General features: G+C 65.2%; 23 protein-coding genes. 6 read left to right on the forward strand and 17 right to left on the reverse strand.

The features are described 5' to 3' along the window. Positions 1 to 486, forward strand: a complete 486-nt coding sequence (gene greB, locus ACZ2HM_RS11275) for a transcription elongation factor GreB (RefSeq protein WP_470425246.1) — start codon at positions 1 to 3, stop codon at positions 484 to 486. Positions 487 to 559: 73 nt separating this feature from the next. On the opposite strand, the gene ACZ2HM_RS11280 is transcribed toward greB, so the two are convergent. Then, positions 560 to 1138: an FKBP-type peptidyl-prolyl cis-trans isomerase gene (locus ACZ2HM_RS11280; protein WP_470425247.1), complete on the reverse strand. Its 579-nt coding sequence runs from the start codon at positions 1136 to 1138 to the stop codon at positions 560 to 562. 73 nt (positions 1139 to 1211) lie between these two features. Further along, entirely contained in the window at positions 1212 to 1418 is a 207-nt protein-coding gene (rpsU, locus tag ACZ2HM_RS11285; RefSeq protein ID WP_006957190.1) for a 30S ribosomal protein S21, read from the reverse strand. Between the two features lie 229 nt (positions 1419 to 1647). Here rpsU and ACZ2HM_RS11290 point away from each other — a divergent pair, with 229 nt between their 5' ends. Further along, positions 1648 to 2406: a class II aldolase/adducin family protein gene (locus ACZ2HM_RS11290; protein ID WP_470425248.1), complete on the forward strand. Its 759-nt coding sequence runs from the start codon at positions 1648 to 1650 to the stop codon at positions 2404 to 2406. Between the two features lie 11 nt (positions 2407 to 2417). Here ACZ2HM_RS11290 and ACZ2HM_RS11295 read toward each other — a convergent pair whose 3' ends face one another. The 5 genes from ACZ2HM_RS11295 to htpX all read right to left on the reverse strand — a co-directional run bounded on the left by ACZ2HM_RS11295 (position 2418) and on the right by htpX (position 7747). Then, complete coding sequence (locus ACZ2HM_RS11295; protein ID WP_470425249.1) at positions 2418 to 4187, reverse strand: heparinase II/III family protein; 1770 nt, start codon at positions 4185 to 4187, stop codon at positions 2418 to 2420. Continuing rightward, on the reverse strand, positions 4184 to 4846 hold the full coding sequence (rpe, locus tag ACZ2HM_RS11300; RefSeq protein ID WP_470425250.1) for a ribulose-phosphate 3-epimerase: 663 nt from the start codon (positions 4844 to 4846) through the stop codon (positions 4184 to 4186). Before rpe ends, ACZ2HM_RS11295 begins: the two co-directional genes overlap by 4 nt. A 78-nt stretch (positions 4847 to 4924) precedes the next feature. Continuing rightward, positions 4925 to 5416, reverse strand: a complete 492-nt coding sequence (locus ACZ2HM_RS11305) for a hypothetical protein (RefSeq protein ID WP_037477652.1) — start codon at positions 5414 to 5416, stop codon at positions 4925 to 4927. A gap of 54 nt (positions 5417 to 5470) precedes the next feature. Further along, entirely contained in the window at positions 5471 to 6763 is a 1293-nt protein-coding gene (locus tag ACZ2HM_RS11310) for an RsmB/NOP family class I SAM-dependent RNA methyltransferase (RefSeq protein ID WP_470425251.1), read from the reverse strand. 51 nt (positions 6764 to 6814) lie between these two features. Continuing rightward, positions 6815 to 7747, reverse strand: coding sequence for a zinc metalloprotease HtpX (gene htpX / locus ACZ2HM_RS11315; protein WP_470425252.1), 933 nt, complete (start codon positions 7745 to 7747; stop codon positions 6815 to 6817). 90 nt (positions 7748 to 7837) lie between these two features. On the opposite strand from htpX, the gene ACZ2HM_RS11320 reads away from it, so the two are divergent. From ACZ2HM_RS11320 to ACZ2HM_RS11330, 3 genes are all read left to right on the forward strand, one after another. Then, complete coding sequence (locus tag ACZ2HM_RS11320) at positions 7838 to 8011, forward strand: DUF1674 domain-containing protein (RefSeq protein WP_069065441.1); 174 nt, start codon at positions 7838 to 7840, stop codon at positions 8009 to 8011. Positions 8012 to 8180: 169 nt separating this feature from the next. Further along, entirely contained in the window at positions 8181 to 8618 is a 438-nt protein-coding gene (locus ACZ2HM_RS11325; protein ID WP_470425253.1) for a hypothetical protein, read from the forward strand. Positions 8619 to 8739: 121 nt separating this feature from the next. After that, on the forward strand, positions 8740 to 9621 hold the full coding sequence (locus tag ACZ2HM_RS11330; protein ID WP_037477158.1) for a UTP--glucose-1-phosphate uridylyltransferase: 882 nt from the start codon (positions 8740 to 8742) through the stop codon (positions 9619 to 9621). A 136-nt stretch (positions 9622 to 9757) separates the two neighbouring features. Here ACZ2HM_RS11330 and ssb read toward each other — a convergent pair whose 3' ends face one another. The 5 genes from ssb to ACZ2HM_RS11355 all read right to left on the reverse strand — a co-directional run bounded on the left by ssb (position 9758) and on the right by ACZ2HM_RS11355 (position 14132). Then, positions 9758 to 10351 (reverse strand): single-stranded DNA-binding protein, encoded by a 594-nt coding sequence (gene ssb, locus ACZ2HM_RS11335; protein ID WP_470425254.1) that lies wholly within the window; start codon positions 10349 to 10351, stop codon positions 9758 to 9760. Positions 10352 to 10381: 30 nt separating this feature from the next. Next, positions 10382 to 12238: a ferrous iron transporter B gene (gene feoB, locus ACZ2HM_RS11340; protein ID WP_470425255.1), complete on the reverse strand. Its 1857-nt coding sequence runs from the start codon at positions 12236 to 12238 to the stop codon at positions 10382 to 10384. After that, entirely contained in the window at positions 12235 to 12504 is a 270-nt protein-coding gene (locus ACZ2HM_RS11345) for a FeoA family protein (protein ID WP_037477164.1), read from the reverse strand. The genes feoB and ACZ2HM_RS11345 overlap by 4 nt, the downstream gene beginning before the upstream one ends. Before the next feature lie 80 nt (positions 12505 to 12584). Beyond that, positions 12585 to 13241 (reverse strand): COQ9 family protein, encoded by a 657-nt coding sequence (locus ACZ2HM_RS11350; RefSeq protein ID WP_470425256.1) that lies wholly within the window; start codon positions 13239 to 13241, stop codon positions 12585 to 12587. A gap of 9 nt (positions 13242 to 13250) precedes the next feature. After that, complete coding sequence (locus ACZ2HM_RS11355) at positions 13251 to 14132, reverse strand: DMT family transporter (protein ID WP_470425257.1); 882 nt, start codon at positions 14130 to 14132, stop codon at positions 13251 to 13253. 71 nt (positions 14133 to 14203) lie between these two features. Here ACZ2HM_RS11355 and ACZ2HM_RS11360 point away from each other — a divergent pair, with 71 nt between their 5' ends. Next, positions 14204 to 15298, forward strand: a complete 1095-nt coding sequence (locus ACZ2HM_RS11360; protein ID WP_470425258.1) for an alkene reductase — start codon at positions 14204 to 14206, stop codon at positions 15296 to 15298. 52 nt (positions 15299 to 15350) lie between these two features. On the opposite strand, the gene ribH is transcribed toward ACZ2HM_RS11360, so the two are convergent. The 5 genes from ribH to ACZ2HM_RS11385 form a co-directional block, all read right to left on the reverse strand. Beyond that, the gene (ribH, locus tag ACZ2HM_RS11365; RefSeq protein ID WP_096060930.1) at positions 15351 to 15773 is read right to left on the reverse strand and encodes a 6,7-dimethyl-8-ribityllumazine synthase; all 423 of its coding nucleotides are present in this window, start codon (positions 15771 to 15773) and stop codon (positions 15351 to 15353) included. A gap of 10 nt (positions 15774 to 15783) precedes the next feature. Next, positions 15784 to 17064 carry a 3,4-dihydroxy-2-butanone-4-phosphate synthase gene (gene ribB, locus ACZ2HM_RS11370; RefSeq protein ID WP_470425259.1) on the reverse strand — a complete coding sequence of 427 codons (1281 nt, stop codon included), beginning with the start codon at positions 17062 to 17064 and terminating at the stop codon, positions 15784 to 15786. Between the two features lie 70 nt (positions 17065 to 17134). Beyond that, complete coding sequence (locus tag ACZ2HM_RS11375; RefSeq protein WP_470425260.1) at positions 17135 to 17749, reverse strand: riboflavin synthase; 615 nt, start codon at positions 17747 to 17749, stop codon at positions 17135 to 17137. Between the two features lie 38 nt (positions 17750 to 17787). Further along, positions 17788 to 18741: a bifunctional diaminohydroxyphosphoribosylaminopyrimidine deaminase/5-amino-6-(5-phosphoribosylamino)uracil reductase RibD gene (ribD, locus tag ACZ2HM_RS11380; RefSeq protein WP_470425261.1), complete on the reverse strand. Its 954-nt coding sequence runs from the start codon at positions 18739 to 18741 to the stop codon at positions 17788 to 17790. 59 nt (positions 18742 to 18800) lie between these two features. Beyond that, complete coding sequence (locus tag ACZ2HM_RS11385) at positions 18801 to 19253, reverse strand: hypothetical protein (RefSeq protein ID WP_470426848.1); 453 nt, start codon at positions 19251 to 19253, stop codon at positions 18801 to 18803.

Below are 19253 nucleotides of genomic sequence, written 5' to 3' on the forward strand. Positions count from 1 at the left end.
ATGACCACCCCCTATCCCAATTACATATCCCCCGAAGGCTTTGCGAAATTACGCGCGGAATATGACCATCTGCTGGGCGTCGAGCGCCCGGCGGTGGTCGAAGTGGTGAGCTGGGCGGCGGGCAATGGTGACCGGTCCGAAAATGGCGACTATCTTTATGGCCGCAAGCGGATGCGCGAGATTGATGGGCAGTTGAAGCGCCTGTCGAAGAAAATGAAGGACGCCAAGGTCGTCGATGCGCGGCAGCAGCCCGACCAGAGCCGCGTCTATTTCGGCGCGACCGTCACGATCGCGGATGAGGATGACAATCATCGCACCGTCACGCTGGTCGGCAATGACGAAACCGATGTCGATGCGGGCCGCATAGGCTGGTCCTCCCCCATCGCCCGCGCCCTGCGCGGTGCCGCCATCGGCGATGTGCGCCGCGTCATCCTGCCATCGGGCGAAAAGGAATATGAGGTGATGGCGATCCGCTATCCGGGGTGACGCCGCCATGCCGAAGGCATAAAAAAGGGGCCGATCATTGGCCCCTTTTTCAAATCTCATTTGGCTTTGGCGATTAGTTGCCCGGCATCGGCTGGGGCGCTGCACCCGGCGCGCCACCCTGCTGTTGCTGCATCATCTGCTGCATCTGCATGATTTCGGCGCGGGACTTGAAGTCGTGCAGTTCGACGTCGAACACCAGCACGGACCCTGCCGGGATCGGGCCAGCGGCCTGATCGCCGTAACCCAGTTCTGCCGGGATCCAAAGACGGTATTTACCGCCCTTCTTCATCTTCTGCAGGCCTTCGGAAAAGCCGGGCACGACGCCATCGACTGGCATCGGTGCCTGCGAATTCTCGTCGAACACGGTGCCGTCGAGCAACGTGCCCTTATAGCCCACCAGCGCCACGTCGGCGGTGGTCGGGCTGGGGCCGGTGCCTTCGGTCAGAACCTTATACTGCAGCCCCGATTCGGTCGTCACCACGCCTTCGGCATCGGCATTGTCCGCCAGGAACGCCGAGGGCGTCGATTCGACATGCTGCTGGCCCGCCCAAGCGAGACCGCCTGCCGCCAGCGCTATGGCAGCAACACCGATCCAGAGACGCGTCAGCGACCCCTTGGCAATCGAACGAAGGGGAACAGCTGTCGTGGACATGGCGACAAGTCTCGCAATTAGGGGCGGGATAGCAGCAGGAAAGCGGGACGGCGCATGCCGCCCCGAACGGCGCTTACTTCGCGCCGTCGCGTTCGGCGCGCTTGCGGTCCATCTTGCGCGCGCGACGGACAGCAGCAGCCTTTTCACGGGCACGCTTTTCCGAAGGCTTCTCGTAGTGACGACGCAGCTTCATTTCGCGATACACGCCTTCACGCTGCAGCTTCTTCTTGAGCGCGCGGAGGGCCTGGTCGACATTATTGTCGCGAACGATGATCTGCATAAGTCCGTCTATCTCCAATCGAAAACGAGCGGTTCGCCGGGATTCTATGATCCGTCCCGACAGCCCGACCGAATAGCAAAGCCAATGAGTCGTCGCAGGTCACCCTACGCCGTGTGGAGCGCGCCCTACCAGTAGAGTCGCGGCACATCAACCCTTAAGCATGCAGAGTCTCGACTCCCATGCCGGAAAGGTCGATGGTGTCTGGCAAGACTATAAGAGAGGATCGCCCATGGCCAGCGCCGCAACACGCACCGACATGTCCCCCGCCGAATGGGAAGCGCGCCAGCAGCTTGCCGCCTGCTACCGCATTTTCGAGCATATGGGCTGGTCGGAACTGATCTACAACCACATCACATTGCGCGTGCCGGGGGAGGATAATGCCTTCCTGATCAACCCGTTCGGATTGGGTTATGGCGAGGTTTGCGCATCCAATCTGGTCAAGATCGACATCAATGGCACGGTGCTGGATGGCAGCCCCTATCCAGTCAACCGCGCGGGCTTCACCCAGCATAGCGTGTTCCACCGCTATCTGCCCGACGCCCATTGCATCATTCATACCCATACGACGGCGGGGATGGCGGTCAGCGCGACCCGCGAAGGGTTGCGGCCGATCAGCTTCTACGCCGCCGCCTTCACCGGGCAGATAGCCTATCATGATTTCGAAGGCATCACGATTCGCCCCGAAGAAGGCGAACGGCTGGTCGCCAATCTGGGGGACAAGCGGGTGATGATGCTGCGCAACCATGGCACGCTGGTCATGGCCTCCACCCTGCCCGAAGCCTTTTTGAAACATTGGTCGCTCCAGCGCGCCTGCGAAATTCAGGTGGCGGCGGGCGCAGCGGGCACGCCGATGGAGATCGCGCCGGAGGTGATTGGGGTGCATCAGCGCGACCTGTCGGGGATTCAGTTGCCGGTGGGGCCGGGCGTACCCGATTTTCAGGCGATGGTGCGCGTGATCGACCGGATCGACAAAAGCTGGCGAGAGTGATTCAGCTGCGCTTAGCCTGACCGCTTGAACAGCCAGCCGATGCTTGACCCGCCCGGCAGCGCTTCGCTGGTCACCACCAGCTGGCGCGTCGGGTGTGGGCCACCATCGCCATCGACCCACAGGCTTTCCTCGACGCTCAGCACGCCCGTACCGGTGCGGAATTGCCAGAGCGCGCCCATATCGACGCGCAGCAACGCGCCCTGGCTGTCGGCGGTCAGCGTCGGTTCGACACCGGGCGCGAGGTGGAAGCGCAGCATGACGGGCAGCTTCGATGGCTTGCGCCGCCGTTCGGCCGGGGTCAGCATATCCTCGCCCCGTATTTCCTTGCCGTCGCCACTGACTAGCAGCAGGCGGCGGTGGATATAGCCCAGCCGCCGGACATAGCCGTCATGCGACAGGTCGACCCGGCTGCCATTGTCCAGCTCCTGCCGGTTCAACTCCACTTCGGTCACGCCCTTGCCGAGCGTGCCGTCCGGCAAGAGCGCGGTGCTGTTGCAATCGTCCAGCACCAGCGTGCTGTGCGCGGCGGTGGTGCGCAGTCCTTGGGCGAGGTCTGCGGGAATCCATGCCCCTTCCAGCCCCGCGCCGCCGCAATTGACGACCAGCCGATGCGGGCCGTCGCTGATTTCGATCGCGCCTGTAGACGCGCAACCGGCTTCGGCGAGCCGGGCAACCGGCGGCGGCGCGGCATCGACCTGCACAACGGTCGTGCCTGCCGCAATACGTTGATAGCCCCAGTCGCGCGCCTGCCGCAGCGGGCGGCTGCGCACGCGGCTGGCCTGCACCACGGCGTTGACGGTGACAGGATCGATCGCGCCTGCACCCTGCCAGCTCCCCAACCCGCCATCGCCATGGATCAGGCCCAGCAGCGCCGGAACCGCGCGGCCAAGGCCTTCGTCCAGAAAGGCAGGTATCGTTTCGCGGCGGACGTCATAGACCGCACGCAGCATGGCAAGCGCCATCACCGCCTCGACCTGCGCCAAGGGTGATCGCGACACGATGCCGCCATCGGGGTGGAAGCTGCTCTCGATCGCGCGCTTGAGGCCCGCCTCGCCGAAAATCTTGCGGGACGCGCCGCCGGGGATCAGCATCGAGGCCGCGACGATAGCGCTCCAGGCGACGATGCGCGGCAGGCCCATCGCGGCCTTGTCGGCAATGCGGTCGAGATGCCGGGCGGTGCGGGCAATGCAGTTGAGAACCAGCGAGCGATAGACAAGGTCGCTCGATGACAGGATCAGCGGCGCATGGGCGGTCCAGAACAGCAGCCGCCAGCCCGCATTGTCGGCGCGCCAGGCCGGTTCGCTCGGCGTTTCGGCATGGGCCGCCAGCCAGCGCCGCATTACCCCTTCGGCGATCGGCGCGGCCTGCTCGCGGGTTGCCGTGCTGGCGAGATCGCGCAGCCAGCGGAAGCTGTGGATATGGTCGGCAAAAGCCGGGCCAAGATCGAGCCGGGCGAAATCGACCGTGTCGATGATCTGCTTGCGGCCGCGGAACAGGAAATAGCCAGCGCGGAGTGCCTGCCCCGCCCGCGCATCGCCGGGGATGTCGTCGTCGGGCACGGCCAGCAGCTTGAGCGGATATTTGCCGCGCAGCTTGCGGCCGTGGATCGGCGTCTTCCAGCTGAGCAGGTAGAAATGATTGGCGATCCGCTGCGCCAGCGACAGCCCTTTGTCATCCGCGACGCGGATGAGGCGCTTGCCCTGTTCTATTCCATCGTCCGTGGCCACGGGATCGGCCGCTTGCCCGGTGGAAGCGGGGGAGATGCGCCGCGCGTCGTTCACCCGCCCCGCAGCTTCCGAATATTGTCGGCATAGGCGTCCGGCCCGCCCCGGAAGGTAGCGGTGCCCGCGACCAGCACGTCGGCTCCCGCGGCGATGGCCATGGGCGCGGTGGTGAGGTCAATGCCGCCGTCGACCTGCATGCGGATGTCGCGGCCCGACTTGTCGATCATCTTGCGGATCGCCTCGATCTTGCGCAGCTGGTTCATGATGAAGCTCTGCCCGCCGAAGCCGGGATTGACGCTCATTACAAGGATGAGGTCGACATCGTCGATCAGATAATCGAGCATCTTGGCCGGGGTGCCGGGGTTCAAAACCACACCCGCCTGCACGCCCAGCGACTTGATATGCTGGATCGAGCGGTGGATATGCGGCCCGGCTTCGGGATGAACGGTGATGATGTCCGCGCCGGCCTGCGCGAAGGCGTCGAGATATTGATCCACCGGCGAGATCATCAGATGGACGTCGAATGGCTTGGTGCTGTGCGGGCGCAGTGCCTTCACGACGGCGGGACCGATCGTGATGTTGGGCACGAAATGCCCGTCCATGACGTCGATATGCACCCAATCGCAGCCCGCAGCGTCGATAGCGCGAACCTCCTCGCCCAAGCGGGCGAAGTCGGCGGAGAGGATGGACGGGGAGATGAGAATGGGCGTGGTCATTAACCGTTTGCCTTAGCTACGGCTTGGGCGCAGGGCAACGGCGATTTGGCGATGAAACGATAAGTTTGTGCGGTGGGCCTAAAGCATCACGAAGACGGTCGGGTCGAGGCGGCGCGAGCAAGGGGCGCCGGGCGGCAGCAGTTGCTTGACGCCATGTAGCGCTGTGACGTCGCCGACTTCGTTCAGCAAGGGGGCCGCGATCAGGCGCAGGGCGCATTGGCCCATGCCGTCGGCCTGGTGAATATCGACATCGAGCGTGAAGCCGCGCTTGTGGCGGATGGCATAGCTGCGCAACCGTTCCATCGCTTCCCGCGATTCCGATGCGTACAGCGAGACGGACAAGGTTCGCGGTACGACGCTATGCCGTTCCAGCCCGAACATGTCATAGACGCCCGCCGTCCAGCTGAGCGTTTCGTTCGCCAGATCACAATGCCATAGGCCAAGGCCCCGTTCAGCCAGGGCGACGTCGTTGCGCGCCAGCGACGGATCGAGCGCAACCGGCGCCAGATAGTCATGCAGGTCGAACAGCGGCCAGCTATGATGCAGGGGCAGAGGCTCGATCGGTCTCAAGATGCACCTTTTCTATGAGGGCGGGCTGCAACGTAACTGTTTAATGGTTAAGGCTTAGTTCGCCGCCCTGGCAAGCCGTACAATGAAAAATCCGTCCGCGCCGCCGCGTTCGGCCAGCGTATCGGGCAAGGTGCGCAGCCAGCCGCCCGGCGTCGGGGCAAAGCCGTCGGGCAATTCGCCGGACCGCACCGGGTCGATGGCGAAATCGGGCCGCGCGGCGAGGAAGCGGGTGATCTGGTCTTCCCCCTCCGCCTGTTCCAGCGAGCAGGTGGCGTAGATGATGCGCCCGTCCGGCTTGACCCAATCGGCGGCGCGGGCGAGCAGGTCGCCCTGCAACGTCGCCAACTCCTCTATCTGGCGTGCGCCGATGCGGTGCAGCACGTCGGGGTGGCGGCGATAGATGCCGGTCGCGGTGCAGGGCGCGTCGAGCAGGATCGCATCGACCGGCGCGTCGGGCTGCCATATGCGCAGATCGGCCTGGGCGACCTGGGCGACAAGGCCGGTGCGCGTGAGGTTTTCGGTCAGCCTTTCCAGCCGCTTGGCGGACTGGTCGAGCGCGGTGACATGCCAGCCCGCCGCCGCCAACTGCATCGTCTTGCCGCCCGGTGCGGCGCACAGGTCGAGCGCGCTGCGCCCTGCCCCCTGCCCCAGCAACCGCGCGGCGCAGGAGGCGGCGATGTCCTGCACCCACCAGGCGCCTTCGGCAAAGCCGGGCAATTCGGGAATAGGAACGCCATCGGGCAAGCGGACATGGCCCGGCGCGAGGCTGGTGCCGCCCAATTCTTCGGTCCAGCGCGCGGTTTCCGCTGCGTCGCGCAGGCTGATGTCTACGGGCGGCCGGATGGCATAGACGCTGGCCGCCGCCTCAACCATCGCCGCCCCCCATTGCGCGTCCCAGCGCGCCGCGACTTCGGCGGGCAGCGTGGGCGGCACGGGCAGCGTCGGCGCAGCGCGCGTCACGGTGCCGAACACGCCATGGACCAGCTTGCGCGGGCCACCATCGACCAGCGGCAGCGCGGTGGCGATCGCGGCATGGGGCGGCGTGTCGAGCGCCAGCGTCTGGACGAGCGCGATCCGCAGCACCATCCGCGCCTTGGCATCGGGCGGCAAGACCTGCTGCGTCGCGCCGTCGATCAGCGCGTCGAGATCGGGCAGATGGCGCAGCGTTTCGGCTGCAATGGCATGGACCAGCGCGCGATCGGCGGGCGGCAACCCCTGCGCCGCGCCGTGCAGCGCCAGTTCGAGCGGATCGCCCCGCCGCAGCACCGCATCAAGCAGCCGGAGCGCGGCGCGGCGGGCGGGAAGGCCGGGGACAGTGTCGGGATGGGGTTGTGATTTACGGACCATGGACGGTCCCTAGGCGGAAATGTCCGAAAAGACACGCTTGATTGGTGCGGACTAATTCCGCCCGTGCGGATCGAGGGCGCTGCGGCGGCGCGGGCGCGGGGCGACGGGCGACAGGGCCGAGGCGCGCGGTACGGTGCCGAGCGCCGGAGCGCCCATATGCGCGGCCATATCCTCCAGCGCGGCAATGCGCTTTTCGGTCGCGGGGTGGGTGGAGAAAAGCTCGCTGACATGGGTCGGCACGATATAGAGCTGGGCAGCAGCCGGATTGCGCTGTGCCACCGGATTGGCGATGCGTTCGGCCTGGCCCGCAATCTTGGCGAGGGCGGAGGCGAGCGCACGGGGATTGCCGCTGATTTTAGCGCCGCCCGCGTCCGCGCCATATTCGCGATGGCGGCTGATCGCCATTTGCACGATCATTGCGGCGAAGGGCGCGACGATCACGGCCAGGATGGTGGCGATCATATTGCCATGGCCATTCTGATTGTCGCCGCTGCGGAAAAACAGGCCGAAATTGGCCAGCATCGAAATGGCACCCGCGATCGTCACCACCATCGTCATGATCAAGGTGTCGCGATTTTGCACATGCGCCAGTTCATGCGCCATCACGCCCGCCACTTCGTCGCGGTTCAGCGTCGCGAGCAGGCCGGTGGTTGCGGCGACGGCGGCATGATCGGGATCGCGGCCGGTGGCGAAGGCATTGGGGGCAGGCTGGTCGATCAGATAGACGCGCGGCATCGGCAATCCGGCTCGCTGCGCCAGGTCGCGCACCAGCCCGTAAAATTCGGGCGCGCTATGGGCGTCCACTTCGCGGGCATTGTGCATCGACAGCACGATCTTGTCCGCGTTCCAGAAGGTAACGAGGTTCATGCCCGCCGCAACCAGCAGCGCGATGATCGCGCCGCCGCTGCCGCCCAGCATATAGCCCAGCCCCATGAACAGCGCCGTCAGCGCCGCCAGCAACATGGTGGTCTTCAACCCGTTCACTTGCACTTGCCTCCGTTGCAACCCAGATAGATCATCGCAGATGAATATGGGGTTGCTCCGGCAGCGCCGCAATCGAGAGGCAGCAGGATCATGGGAAGTTTCAACGGCAAGCGCCCCGCGCATGTGCAGGCTCCCGCGCACCTGTCGAAAAGCCCCCCCGTGCCGCAGCCCGACCCGATCGACGCCCCGACGCGCCATACCGAAGAGATGAGCCCGGTGCGCTATGGCGATTGGGAGCGGAAGGGAATTGCGATTGATTTTTGAGGCTTAGCGCCTTTCCTCCGCTCGCCGCCCTTTTTGCACGGCTGCCGCTGGCCCGTGCCCATGATGCGAGCGGACACATGTCCGGCTCTGGCCTTTTGTTCCGCCTCCTGTGCAGGAATTAGACAAAGGAGTGCGGGGCGTGGGGTTACAGTTAGTTTCCGATATGACGATGAAGCCGGTTTCGGATTATGCGCCGCAGGATGCCGCCCTGCTCTGCGCAGTGGGGCGACTGGTCTGGGCCTGGACGATGCTCGAACAAAGCCTGGAGGCCAAGATCGGCTTGCTGCGCGAGGCGATGGGCGACATTCGCACCGTGGGCGCACGCACCCGGCCGAGCATGGCCAAGCTGATGACCGAATTGCGCACGATGGTCGCGATGCGCGACCGGCGCAATGCCAGCGCGCTGACCGAAATCTCCGCAATCGAGCGCGACATGCAGCGGATCGACCGGTTCCGTTCGCTCATCATCAACGGATTTCAGCAACCGGCCGAGGGTGGCTTTACCTGCCGCGACGGGCGCAATACCCAGATTCATGTGTCGCTGGATCAGCTCGAAATCGAGATCGGGTCGCTTGATCATCTCGCTCAAAGGCTTTTGGCGGTTTAAGAGCCGCGCTAAGTGAACATGGCGGCTACGAAGACGTTATGGTCCTGTCGTAAGGCTTGACCTTTGCGACGGGGATGGCGATGCCTTGCTTCATCCCGCGTTGCAGCGAGAATGGAGTAGCATGTCCAACAAACCTATCCGCAAAGCCATTTTCCCGGTCGCGGGACTTGGCACTCGCTTCCTGCCCGCGACCAAGGCGGTGCCCAAGGAATTGCTGCCGGTCGTCGACCGTCCGTTGATCCAGTACGCGGTGGACGAAGCGTTGGAGGCAGGGATCGAGCAGATGATCTTCGTCACCGGGCGCGGCAAGGGCGCGATCGAGGATTATTTCGACATCGCCTATGAGACGGAGGCGACGCAGCGCGAGCGCGGCAAGGATTTGTCGGCGCTAGACGGGACGCGGTTGCTGCCGGGCAATGCGGTGTTCCTGCGCCAGCAGGAGCCGCTGGGTCTGGGCCACGCCATCTGGTGCGCGCGCGACATCATCGGCGACGAACCCTTCGCCATCCTGCTGCCCGACGAGTTCATGAAGGGCGCGCCGGGCCACGGCTGCATGAAGCAGATGGTCGATGCCTATGAACAGGTCGGCGGCAATCTGGTCTGCGCGCTTGAAATTCCGATGGAACAGACGCCGAGCTACGGCGTGATCGATCCGGGTGCGCGCGATGGCGTGCTGACGGAGGTCAAGGGGCTGGTCGAAAAGCCTGCGCTTGGCACCGCGCCCTCCAATCTCATCCTGCCTGGCCGCTATATCCTGCAGCCCGACGTGATGAAAATCCTCGAAACGCAGGAAAAGGGGGCTGGCGGCGAAATCCAGCTGACCGATGCCATGGCCTCGCTGATCGGGCAGCAGCCTTTCCATGGCGTGACCTTTGACGGCCGCCGATTCGATTGCGGGTCGAAGGCGGGCTATGTCGAGGCCAATCTGGTGCTGGCACTGGAGCGTGAGGATATGGGCGACCATATTCGCGCGTTTGCTGCGGCAGAACTGGCGCGGGGCTAAAAAGAGATCCTCCCCCTGTGGGGGAGGTGGCTGGCGAAGCCAGGCGGAGGGGTGTCGCCTTTTCGATAGGGTGACACCCCTCCGTCAGGGCTATACCCTGCCACCTCCCCTTAAAGGGGAGGATTTTTTGCACTGATCAGAACGGGACTTCATCGTCCAAGTCGTTGTCGAAATTGGGGCTGCCCGCGCCGCCGCGGCTGCCGCCTGCTGCGCCACCCGAAGCGCGGCCGCCACCGAAGCCGCCGCCCTGGCCACCGCCAAAGTCGTCGGCATCGCCGCCGCCATAGCCGCTCGATCCGCCGCCCCAGTCGCTCACGCCCTGCTGCGCGCGACCACCGCCGCCACCGCCATAGCCGCCACCCTGACCGCCGCCGCCCGGCGCGCCGTCCAGCATGGTGAGGACCGAGCCCAGACCCTGCAACACGACTTCGGTCGAATAGCGGTCGTTACCCGACTGGTCCTGCCATTTGCGGGTACGCAGCTGACCCTCGATATAGACTTTGCTGCCCTTGCGCAGGAAGCGTTCGGCCACGCCGACCAGACCTTCGGAGAAGATCGCGACCGTGTGCCATTCGGTACGCTCCTTCTTTTCGCCGGTCATCCGGTCCTTCCAGCTTTCGGATGTGGCGATGCGCAGGTTGCACACCTTGCCGCCATTCTGGAAGCTCTTGACCTCCGGGTCCGCGCCCAGATTGCCGACCAGAATGACCTTGTTGACAGACCCTGCCATGATTCCTCCGAATGCCTTGAAAGCGGTCCCTTATAGTCCCGCTGCGGTCGTCGTCCAGTAAGTGACGCCCGCCGCGACATAGGCGAGCGCAAACAAATAGCCGACCATGAACATGGGCCATTTCCAGCCATTGGTTTCCCGCCGCGTGACGGCGATCGTCGAAATACATTGCGGCGCGAAGATGAACCAGGCGAGGAAGGCGAGCGCGGTGGGCAGCGGCCACTGGTCCCTGAGCCGGTCGCCCAGGCTTTTTTCCAGCAGTGCCTCGTCATCGCCCGCGTCGATCGAATAGACGGTGGCGAGGGCCGACACCGCCACTTCGCGCGCCGCCATGGCCGGGATGAGCGCCAGCGAAATGTCGCGGTTGAAGCCGATCGGTTCCAACACGACGGTCAGGCCATTGGCGATACGCCCGGCAACGGAATAATCGACCTGACTGACCGGACTGCCATCGGGGACTTTGGGGAAGGTCAGCAACAGCCAGAGGATCACGGTCGAAGCGAAGATGATCGTGCCTGCGCGCTTGAGGAAGGTCATGGCCCGCTGCCACAGGCCAAGCAGGATATCCTGCGCGCGCGGCCACTGATATTTGGGCATTTCCATCAGGAAGCCGCCGCTTGCGCCCTTGGTCACGGTCATCCGCAGGATCAGCGCCACCAGCATCGCGCCGACGATGCCCGCGACATAGAGGCAGAAGAGCACGAAGCCCTGCAACCCCACGCCCGGCAGCACGTCGCGCGCTGGGATGAAGGCCCCGATGATGACGGCATAGACGGGCAGGCGCGCCGAGCAGGTCATCAGCGGCGCGATGAGGATCGTCGTCAGCCGATCGCGCGGATCGGCGATCGTCCGCGTCGCCATGATGCCGGGAATCGCGCAGGCGAAGGAGGAAAGCAGGGGAATGAACGCCCGGCCCGACAGGCCGACCCTCGCCATGATGCCATCCATCAGGAAGGCAGCGCGGACCATATAGCCGGTCGCTTCCAGCATGAGGATGAAGAAGAAGAGAATCAGGATCTGCGGCAGGAACACGACCACGGAACCGACGCCGTTGATGACGCCATCGACCAGGAAGGAGCGGATGATGCCATCGGGCAGCGTGTCGCGCACGGTGCTAGCGGCGGCTTCGGCCACCCCCTCGATCATCGCGATCGGTGCTTCGGACCAGGCATAGACGGCCTGGAACATCACGAACAGCAAGGCCAGCAGCAGCAGCAGGCCGAAGACGGGATGCAGCGCAACACGATCGACCGCCGCTGTGAGGCGACGCGAGGGGGTTTCGCGCACGATCCCGGCGCGGGCGATGCGCCGCGCTTCGGCGCGCAGGGTATCGAAATCGCGGTCGGGCGCTGCGGCGCGGACTGCGCGGCCCTCGCCCAGCATCTCGCCCAGTGCTTCGCGCAGATGATCGAGGCCACGCTTGCGCACCGCGACGGTGGCAATCACCGGCACGCCCAGTTCGCGCGATAGGGTCGCGGCATCCAGTTCCAGCCCGTCGCGAGTGGCGAGATCGACCATGTTGAGCGCCACGATCGTCGGCAGGCCAAGCGCGATCAGTTCCAACGCGAACCGCAGATGATTGTCGAGATTGGCGGCATCGACCACGATGACCAGCGCGTCGGGGCGTTTTTCGCCCACCTGCTTGCCCATCACGACATCGCGGGTCACCTGTTCGTCGGGGCTGCCGGGATCAAGGCTGTAGGTGCCGGGCAGGTCGACCAGTTCGATCGGGCGGCCATCGCTCAGCGACAGGCGGCCCGCCTTGCGCTCGACGGTGACACCGGGATAATTGCCGAGCTTCTGCCGCGCGCCGGTGAGCGCGTTGAACAGCGCGCTTTTGCCGGCATTGGGATTGCCGACCAGCGCGACCAGGGGCAGCGCGCTCATGCGGCGCGGTCCTGATCGAGACTGTCAGGGCCAGTGCGGACCGTGACGGCGGCGGCATGGCTGCGGCGCATGGCGATGGTCATGCGGCCGACCTTGCAGGCGATCGGGCCGCGTCCGAAAATGCCGCCCCGATGCAGCGCTTCGACGCTCGCGCCTTCGCACAGGCCGAATTCGCGCAAGCGCTGGCCTTCGGAAGGGGACAGAGCGGACCAGTCGATCAGGTCAACATAAGCGGGCTGGCGCAGCGGCAGGTCGGTCAGGCGCACGGTAGGGGATACTCTCAGCATGATTGCTGCGAGTGACTATCAATACCGATTGGGAAAGGCCAGCGCGAATCGCGTCTGCGTCAGATTGCGGGGTAGCGCAGCCGCCCGACGAAGCGCGCGAGGCTGAGCCGTTCGCCGCCGCCGACGCCCTTGATCTTGGCCTTTAGCTTTTCAAAGCGCATGACGCCTTCGATCCGCCGGGCAAGGAAAGCGCGGCTGTCGGCATGGCCTTCGCTGGCGTCATCGACGAACACCAGCAGCGTGGCGGCATAGACGCCAGCCAGCGTCATCCGCTTAGTATAATGGGCCAGGTCCGTGCTGGTGTCGCCCGCCGCACGCCACATGGCATCGGCGGCGCGCCAGCCCAGCCGGGCGGCGCGCGCCGTGTTGGTCGGCATGGCGAGGATCGCCAGCGCGCGGCGCAGCGCTTCCCGATCGGGCGCGACCAGGGCCAGCCGCGCTTCGACCAGCGCGATGATCTTCTTGCGGATCGACAGGGCATCCAGCGTTTCGGGCGGCAGCGTATCGAGCATGGCCGCGTCGATGCTGGCGAACCAGGCGTCGATCATGTCGACCGGCCCATCGGCAAAGGCGAGCGCGGCAATATCGACATCCACGCCTTTTTCTGCCGCCGCCATCATCACGGCTTCCTTGCGCCAGCCGTCGAAGGCGGCGTGGCGCGCCAGTACGGGGGCCAGAAGGTCGCGGATCTCGTCGAGGGTCATGTCCTGGGTCATGGCCCCAATCTAGGCGCGGGTGGGCAGTCGCACAAGCACCAGCGCCGCCGAGACGGCGACAATCCCCAGCATATCGGTCAGGCCCAACCATTCGCCGAACATCAGCCAGCCCAGCACCACCGCCATGGCGGGCTGCAGCAACAGGCTTAGCCCCAATATGAGCGGCGAAAACCAGCCGATCGCATAAGTGAGCAGTCCCTGCCCGATCAACTGGCTCGACACAGCGAGGATCAGTAGCGGCGTCCAATCGCCCGGCATGATCCGTTCGCCCAGCCATAAGGCGCAGAGCAGCAAGGTCGGTGCGCTCGCCACACTCGACACCGCCAGCACCGACCAACTGTCGAGCCGCCCGCGCGCGCGCTGGATGATCAGAATATAGGCGGTGTAGAGAATCCCCGCGAGCAGGCAAAGCAGGTCGCCGCGCAGGTTGATCGGGGCCAGGTCGTAACTGCCCCCCATCAAAACCAGCGCGCCTGCGCCTGCCAGCAGCAGCGCGATCGCCTGCATCCGCGTTGGCCGCTGGCGTAGCACCAGCAGCGCCCAGGCCGGGAGCAGCAGCGCGCTCATATTGCCGAAGAGAGTCGCATTGGCGACCTTGGTATGGATGATGCCCAGATGCCACGCCGCAAGGTCGCCCGCGAACACCACGCCCGCCAGCAGCATCACGCCCCATTCGCGCCGGGTGGGCGGTGTGCGTGTGAGCCGCGGGATCGCCAGCAGCAGCAGGACGGGTAAAGCCAACGTCAACCGCCAGAAGGCCGCCGCAACCGGCCCGACATCGGCCAGCCGCACCAGGACCGGGCCGAGCGACAACATGATATTGGCCAGGATCAGCGCCGGAAAAGCCAGGCGCGGTATGTCCATCGGGGGTGCAGGGGTTGAACTGGGCATCGCGGCTCCCTAGCTGGCTTTGGCACCCAAGTCCCGTTGCAAATTGCAACCTTGAAAGTTCGGGAGATTCCATGACCAGCCTGTTCGACCCTATCCAGATCGGCACGATCGACGCGCCCAACCGCATCCTCATGGCGCCGCTCACCCGTGGCCGCGCGACCCGCGACCATGTGCCCACCCCGATCATGGTGGACTATTATCGCCAGCGCGCGGGCGCGGGCCTCATCATCAGCGAGGCGACCGGCGTTTCGCGCCAGGGGCTTGGCTGGCCCTATGCGCCCGGCCTCTGGTCCGACGAGCAGGTCACCGCCTGGCAACCCGTGACGCAGGCCGTGCATGATGCAGGCGGGCGCATAATCGCCCAGCTATGGCATATGGGGCGGCAGGTTCATTCGAGCGTCACTGGCGAACAGCCGGTATCGTCCAGCGCCACCGCGACGGCGGGCGACGCGCATACATATGAGGGCAAGGCACCCTTCGAGACCGCCCGTCCGCTGGCGATCGAGGAAATCCCCGCGCTGATCGAAACCTATGTCCGGGCGGCGCACAATGCGATTCGCGCCGGGTTCGACGGCGTGCAGATCCATGCCGCCAACGGCTATCTGATCGACCAGTTCCTGCGCGACAATGCCAATTTCCGCGACGATGATTATGGTGGCAGCGTCGAAAACCGCGTTCGCCTGCTGCGCGAAGTCACCCAGGCGGTGGTCGATGCGATCGGCGCGGACAAGGTTTCGGTGCGCCTGTCACCCAATGGCGACAGCCAGGGCGTGGACGATAGCGATCCCGCTACGCTGTTCGCCCATGCCGCCGACGTGCTGAACGCGATCGGCATCGCCTCGCTCGAACTGCGCGAACCGGGTCCGAACGGCACCTTCGGCGCGACCGAGGTGCCGCGTCAGTCGCCCCTGATCCGCCAGCATTTCAAGGGGCCGCTGATCCTGAACAGCGATTATGACAAAGCGCGAGCGCAGGCCGACCTCGACAGCGGCCTTGCCGATGCGATCAGCTTTGGCCGTCCCTTCATGGCCAACCCCGATCTGGTCGAGCGGCTGCGCGACGATGCGCCCCTGAACCCGCCCCAGCCTATGCCGACCTGGTATGGTCCGGGCGAGGCTGGCTATACCGACTACCCGACGCTGGAGGCGGTCGCTCCCACCGCCTGATCGGGTCGATAGTCGGCCGGACCGTCTCCCCCTCCGGCCGACTATCGCATTTTCAGATCGCGAACTTCTGGCGCAGGCCGAGCATGGCGATCGCCGCCTTGGCCGCCTCGCCGCCCTTGTCCTTTTCCGTCATCTTGGCGCGAGTCAGGGCCTGCGCCTCATTTTCGACGGTCAATATGCCGTTGCCGATCGGGATACCGTCCATCGACAAGGCCATCAGGCCGCGTGCGCTTTCGTTCGACACGACTTCGAAATGATAGGTTTCGCCACGGATCACCACGCCGATGGCGATGAAGCCGTCATAGCGCCCGGTTTCCGCCGCCAGCGCCACTGCGCCCGGAATCTCCAGCGCGCCCGGCACGGTCACCACCTCATATTTATGCCCCTCTTCATCGAGCGCGGCGGTCGCCCCCTCGATCAGCAGGTCGTTGAGATGGTCGTAGAAGCGCGCTTCGACGATCAGGAATTTGGCCATGATAAATCCTTTACAGCTCGATCGGACGTTGCCCAACCACGGCCAGGTCATAGCCGTCAAGCGCGATCAGGCTATGATTGCTGTTGGTCAGCAGGATCATGTCATGCACGCCAAGTTCGGCCAATATCTGCGCGCCCGCACCATAGTTGCGCAGTTCGTCCATGTCGCCCTGCGCGATGCCGGAATGATGTTGCAACATGCGGGTCAGCATGTCCGGTTCGTCGCCGCGCAGCACCACGATGATGCCTGCGCCTTCTTCGCCGATGATTTTCATCGAGCGGGCCAGCATTCCCGCGCGTGGCCCCTGCTGTCCGAACGTGTCGGTCAGCGGCGAAAACTGGTGCATCCGTACCAGCGTCGGCTGATCGGGCGTCACATGCCCCTTCTGAAGGGCCAGCTGTTCGGTCTGCGTCGCCTTGTTATAAAAGCTGATCGCCTTCCAGTCGCCGCCCCATTGGCTCTCAAAGCTCGTTTCCGCACGGCGTTCGACGATATGGTCATGGCGGCGGCGATAGGCGATGAGGTCGCGGATCGTGCCGATCTTCATCTTGTGCTTCTGGGCGAAGGGGATGAGGTCGTCCAGGCGCGCCATGGTGCCATCGTCCTTCATCACTTCGCAGATGACGCCCGATGGGTTCAGGCCCGCCAGACGGGCGACGTCCACGGCCGCTTCGGTATGGCCGGTGCGGACCAGCACGCCGCCATCCTTGGCCACCAGCGGAAAGACATGGCCCGGCGTCACGATATCGGCCTTGCCCTTCGACCCGTCGATCGCGACCGATACGGTGCGCGCGCGGTCGGCCGCGCTGATGCCGGTGGTCACGCCTTCGCGCGCCTCGATCGACACGGTGAAGGCGGTTTCGTGGCGGGTGCCATTGTTGCGGCTCATGAGGCCGAGGCCCAGTTCCTCGACCCGCGCCTTGGTCAGCGCCAGGCAGATGAGGCCTCGACCATGGGTGGCCATGAAATTGATCGCGTCGGGCGTTGCCATTTGGGCGGGAATGACCAGATCACCTTCATTCTCGCGATCCTCGTCATCGACCAGGATGAACATACGGCCATTGCGGGCTTCGTTGATGATCTCTTCCGGCGAGGCGAGGGCCGTGCCGCCCTCGCGCTTCAACAGATAGGCTTCCAGCTTGCCCAGCGTGTCGGCGGTCGGGTTCCAGTCGCCCTCGCCCAGCTTGCGCAAGGAATTGGCGTGGAGACCGGCGGCGCGCGCCAGGCCGGAACGGGACATGCCGCCGTCTGTGACGAGGCGGCGAACGGTATCGAGAAGTGCGGACGACATGAAAACGACTCCTGCCCGGAAAGGACTGGAGCCGTATATCACATTTTAATGTGATTAATTCAAGCCGCAATCACATTGCGCGATTGCGAAGGCTCATCATCCGGTCGAGATAGCGCGCCAGCACGTCGATCTCCAGATTGAAGGCGCGCCCTTCCGGCAGCGCATTGAGCGTGGTGGCCGCAGCCGTATGGGGGATGATGTTGAGACCGAAATGGACGCTGCCATCGGCCTGATCCTCGACACTGTTCACGGTCAGCGAAATGCCATCGAGCGTGATCGACCCCTTGGCCGCCAGCGCCGCCGCCAGGGCAGCGGGTGCGGCGATGACCAGGCGCATCGAATCGCCTTCGGGTGTCGCTGATACCAGATGCCCGACACCATCGACATGGCCCGTGACGATATGCCCGCCCAATTCGTCACCGACCTTGAGCGCGCGTTCGAGGTTGAGGCGCGCACCTTCGTTCCACAGGCCGGGCGCGGTGCGCTCTACCGTCTCGGCGGACAGATCGACCGCGAACCAGTCCGCACCCTTTTCCACCACCGTCAGGCACGCGCCCGAACAGGCGATCGACGCGCCGATCGCCACGCCGTCCATGGCATAGCCGCTACCGATAACCAGCCGCAGGTCGCCGCGCTGCTCCGCGCTGCGGATGGTGCCGATGTCGGTGATGATGCCGGTGAACATGCGTCCTGATCCATCTGTTGAGGCCTGTGCCTCGGCCTCTAAGCGCTCCGAACCGCCTCGTAAACCTCAAGTCCGTCGGCCCCCAGCCGCCGTTCGTCGATCAGCCGCCAGCGGCCACGCGCCTCACTCAAGTCGGTCAGTCCGATGTCGCCGATACCAGCAAGGCCATTACCGATGAGGATCGGCGCGCGATAGAGTGTCAGCCGATCGACAAGATCCGCGCTCAGGAAGGCCGCCGCCGTCGCCGCGCCGCCCTCGACCAGCAGATGATCGACCCGGTCGAGCGTCGATATGTCCTCCGGCGCGCCAATCCGTTCCCAGCCATGGGGTGCCGCGCCCCGGCTCAGCAGGATGCGGCGCGGGCTGCGCCCTTCAAGCCCGGCGATCCGCACATCGAGTCGCGGTGCATCGGCGCGCAGCGTGCCGCCGCCGACCAGGATCGCGTCGTGCCGCGCTCGTTCCATATGCGCGTGGGCGCGGGCTTGCGGTCCCGTGATCCAGCGGCTGGCGCCATTGGCGAGCGCGATTTGCCCGTCGAGCGAGAGGCCGAGCTTGAGCGTCACATGCGGCCGCCCCAGCGTCTGGCCCAGGACGAACCCCGCCATGGCGCGGGCGGCATCCTCTGCCATCAGGCCCATCTCGACCGCGATGCCCCGTTCGCGCAGCCAGGCCGCCCCCTGCCCGTCGGTGCGCGGATCGGGATCGCGCAGCGCGATCACCACGCGCGCCACGCCAGCGCGCGCCAGAAGGTCAGCGCAGCGCGGCCCGCGCGGGGACAAATGAAAACAGGGTTCCAGCGTCACATAACAGCAAGCGCCATGCGCCCGGTCGAACGCCTGTTCCAGCGCCTGCGCCTCGGCATGGGGTCGGCCGCCCTTTTGCGTCCAGCCACGCCCCACGACCCGGCCGTCCCGCACGATGATGCAGCCGACATTGGGATTGGGGGTGGAAAGCCCGCGTCCGCGCCGCGACAGCGCGATGGCGGCGGCCATGAAGCGCCGGTCGGTGGCCGGATCGGCTATCGGCGCGTCAGAGATTAGCTGGGGGGCGCTCAGGGCTGTTGCGCCCCTTCGGCCTGCTTGGCCTTGGCGAGTCGTTCGTCCAGCATTGCGTTGATCCGCGTCAGCGCTTCCTTGCGCTTGGCGCTGTTGCGCGCGGCGTCCTCGCGCCATTCGATCCCGACCATGTCGGCGACCTTCTGCATGTCCTTCTGGCTGCGCGAGAGCGCCACTTCATAGCGGGCGATGTCCATCTTCTGCTGCAGGATCACGGCCGCGTCGGATCGGTTGGCGTCCCAGCTTTTGACATAGATGATCTTGTTGCGGGTCGGCATCGTGTTGGTGTTACCATCGACGATGAACGCCCAGATGATGACATAGGTGATCGCGGCCGACAGGCCCAGCAACGGCCATTTATGCGGCCGGCTTTCGCGAAAATAACCCCACAGATCATTGGCTGCTCTTTTGGGGGAAACGGGACGGGGAAAAATCGCCATGTCGTCCAT

It is taken from the genome of Sphingobium sp. KKT206, from assembly GCF_055640555.1.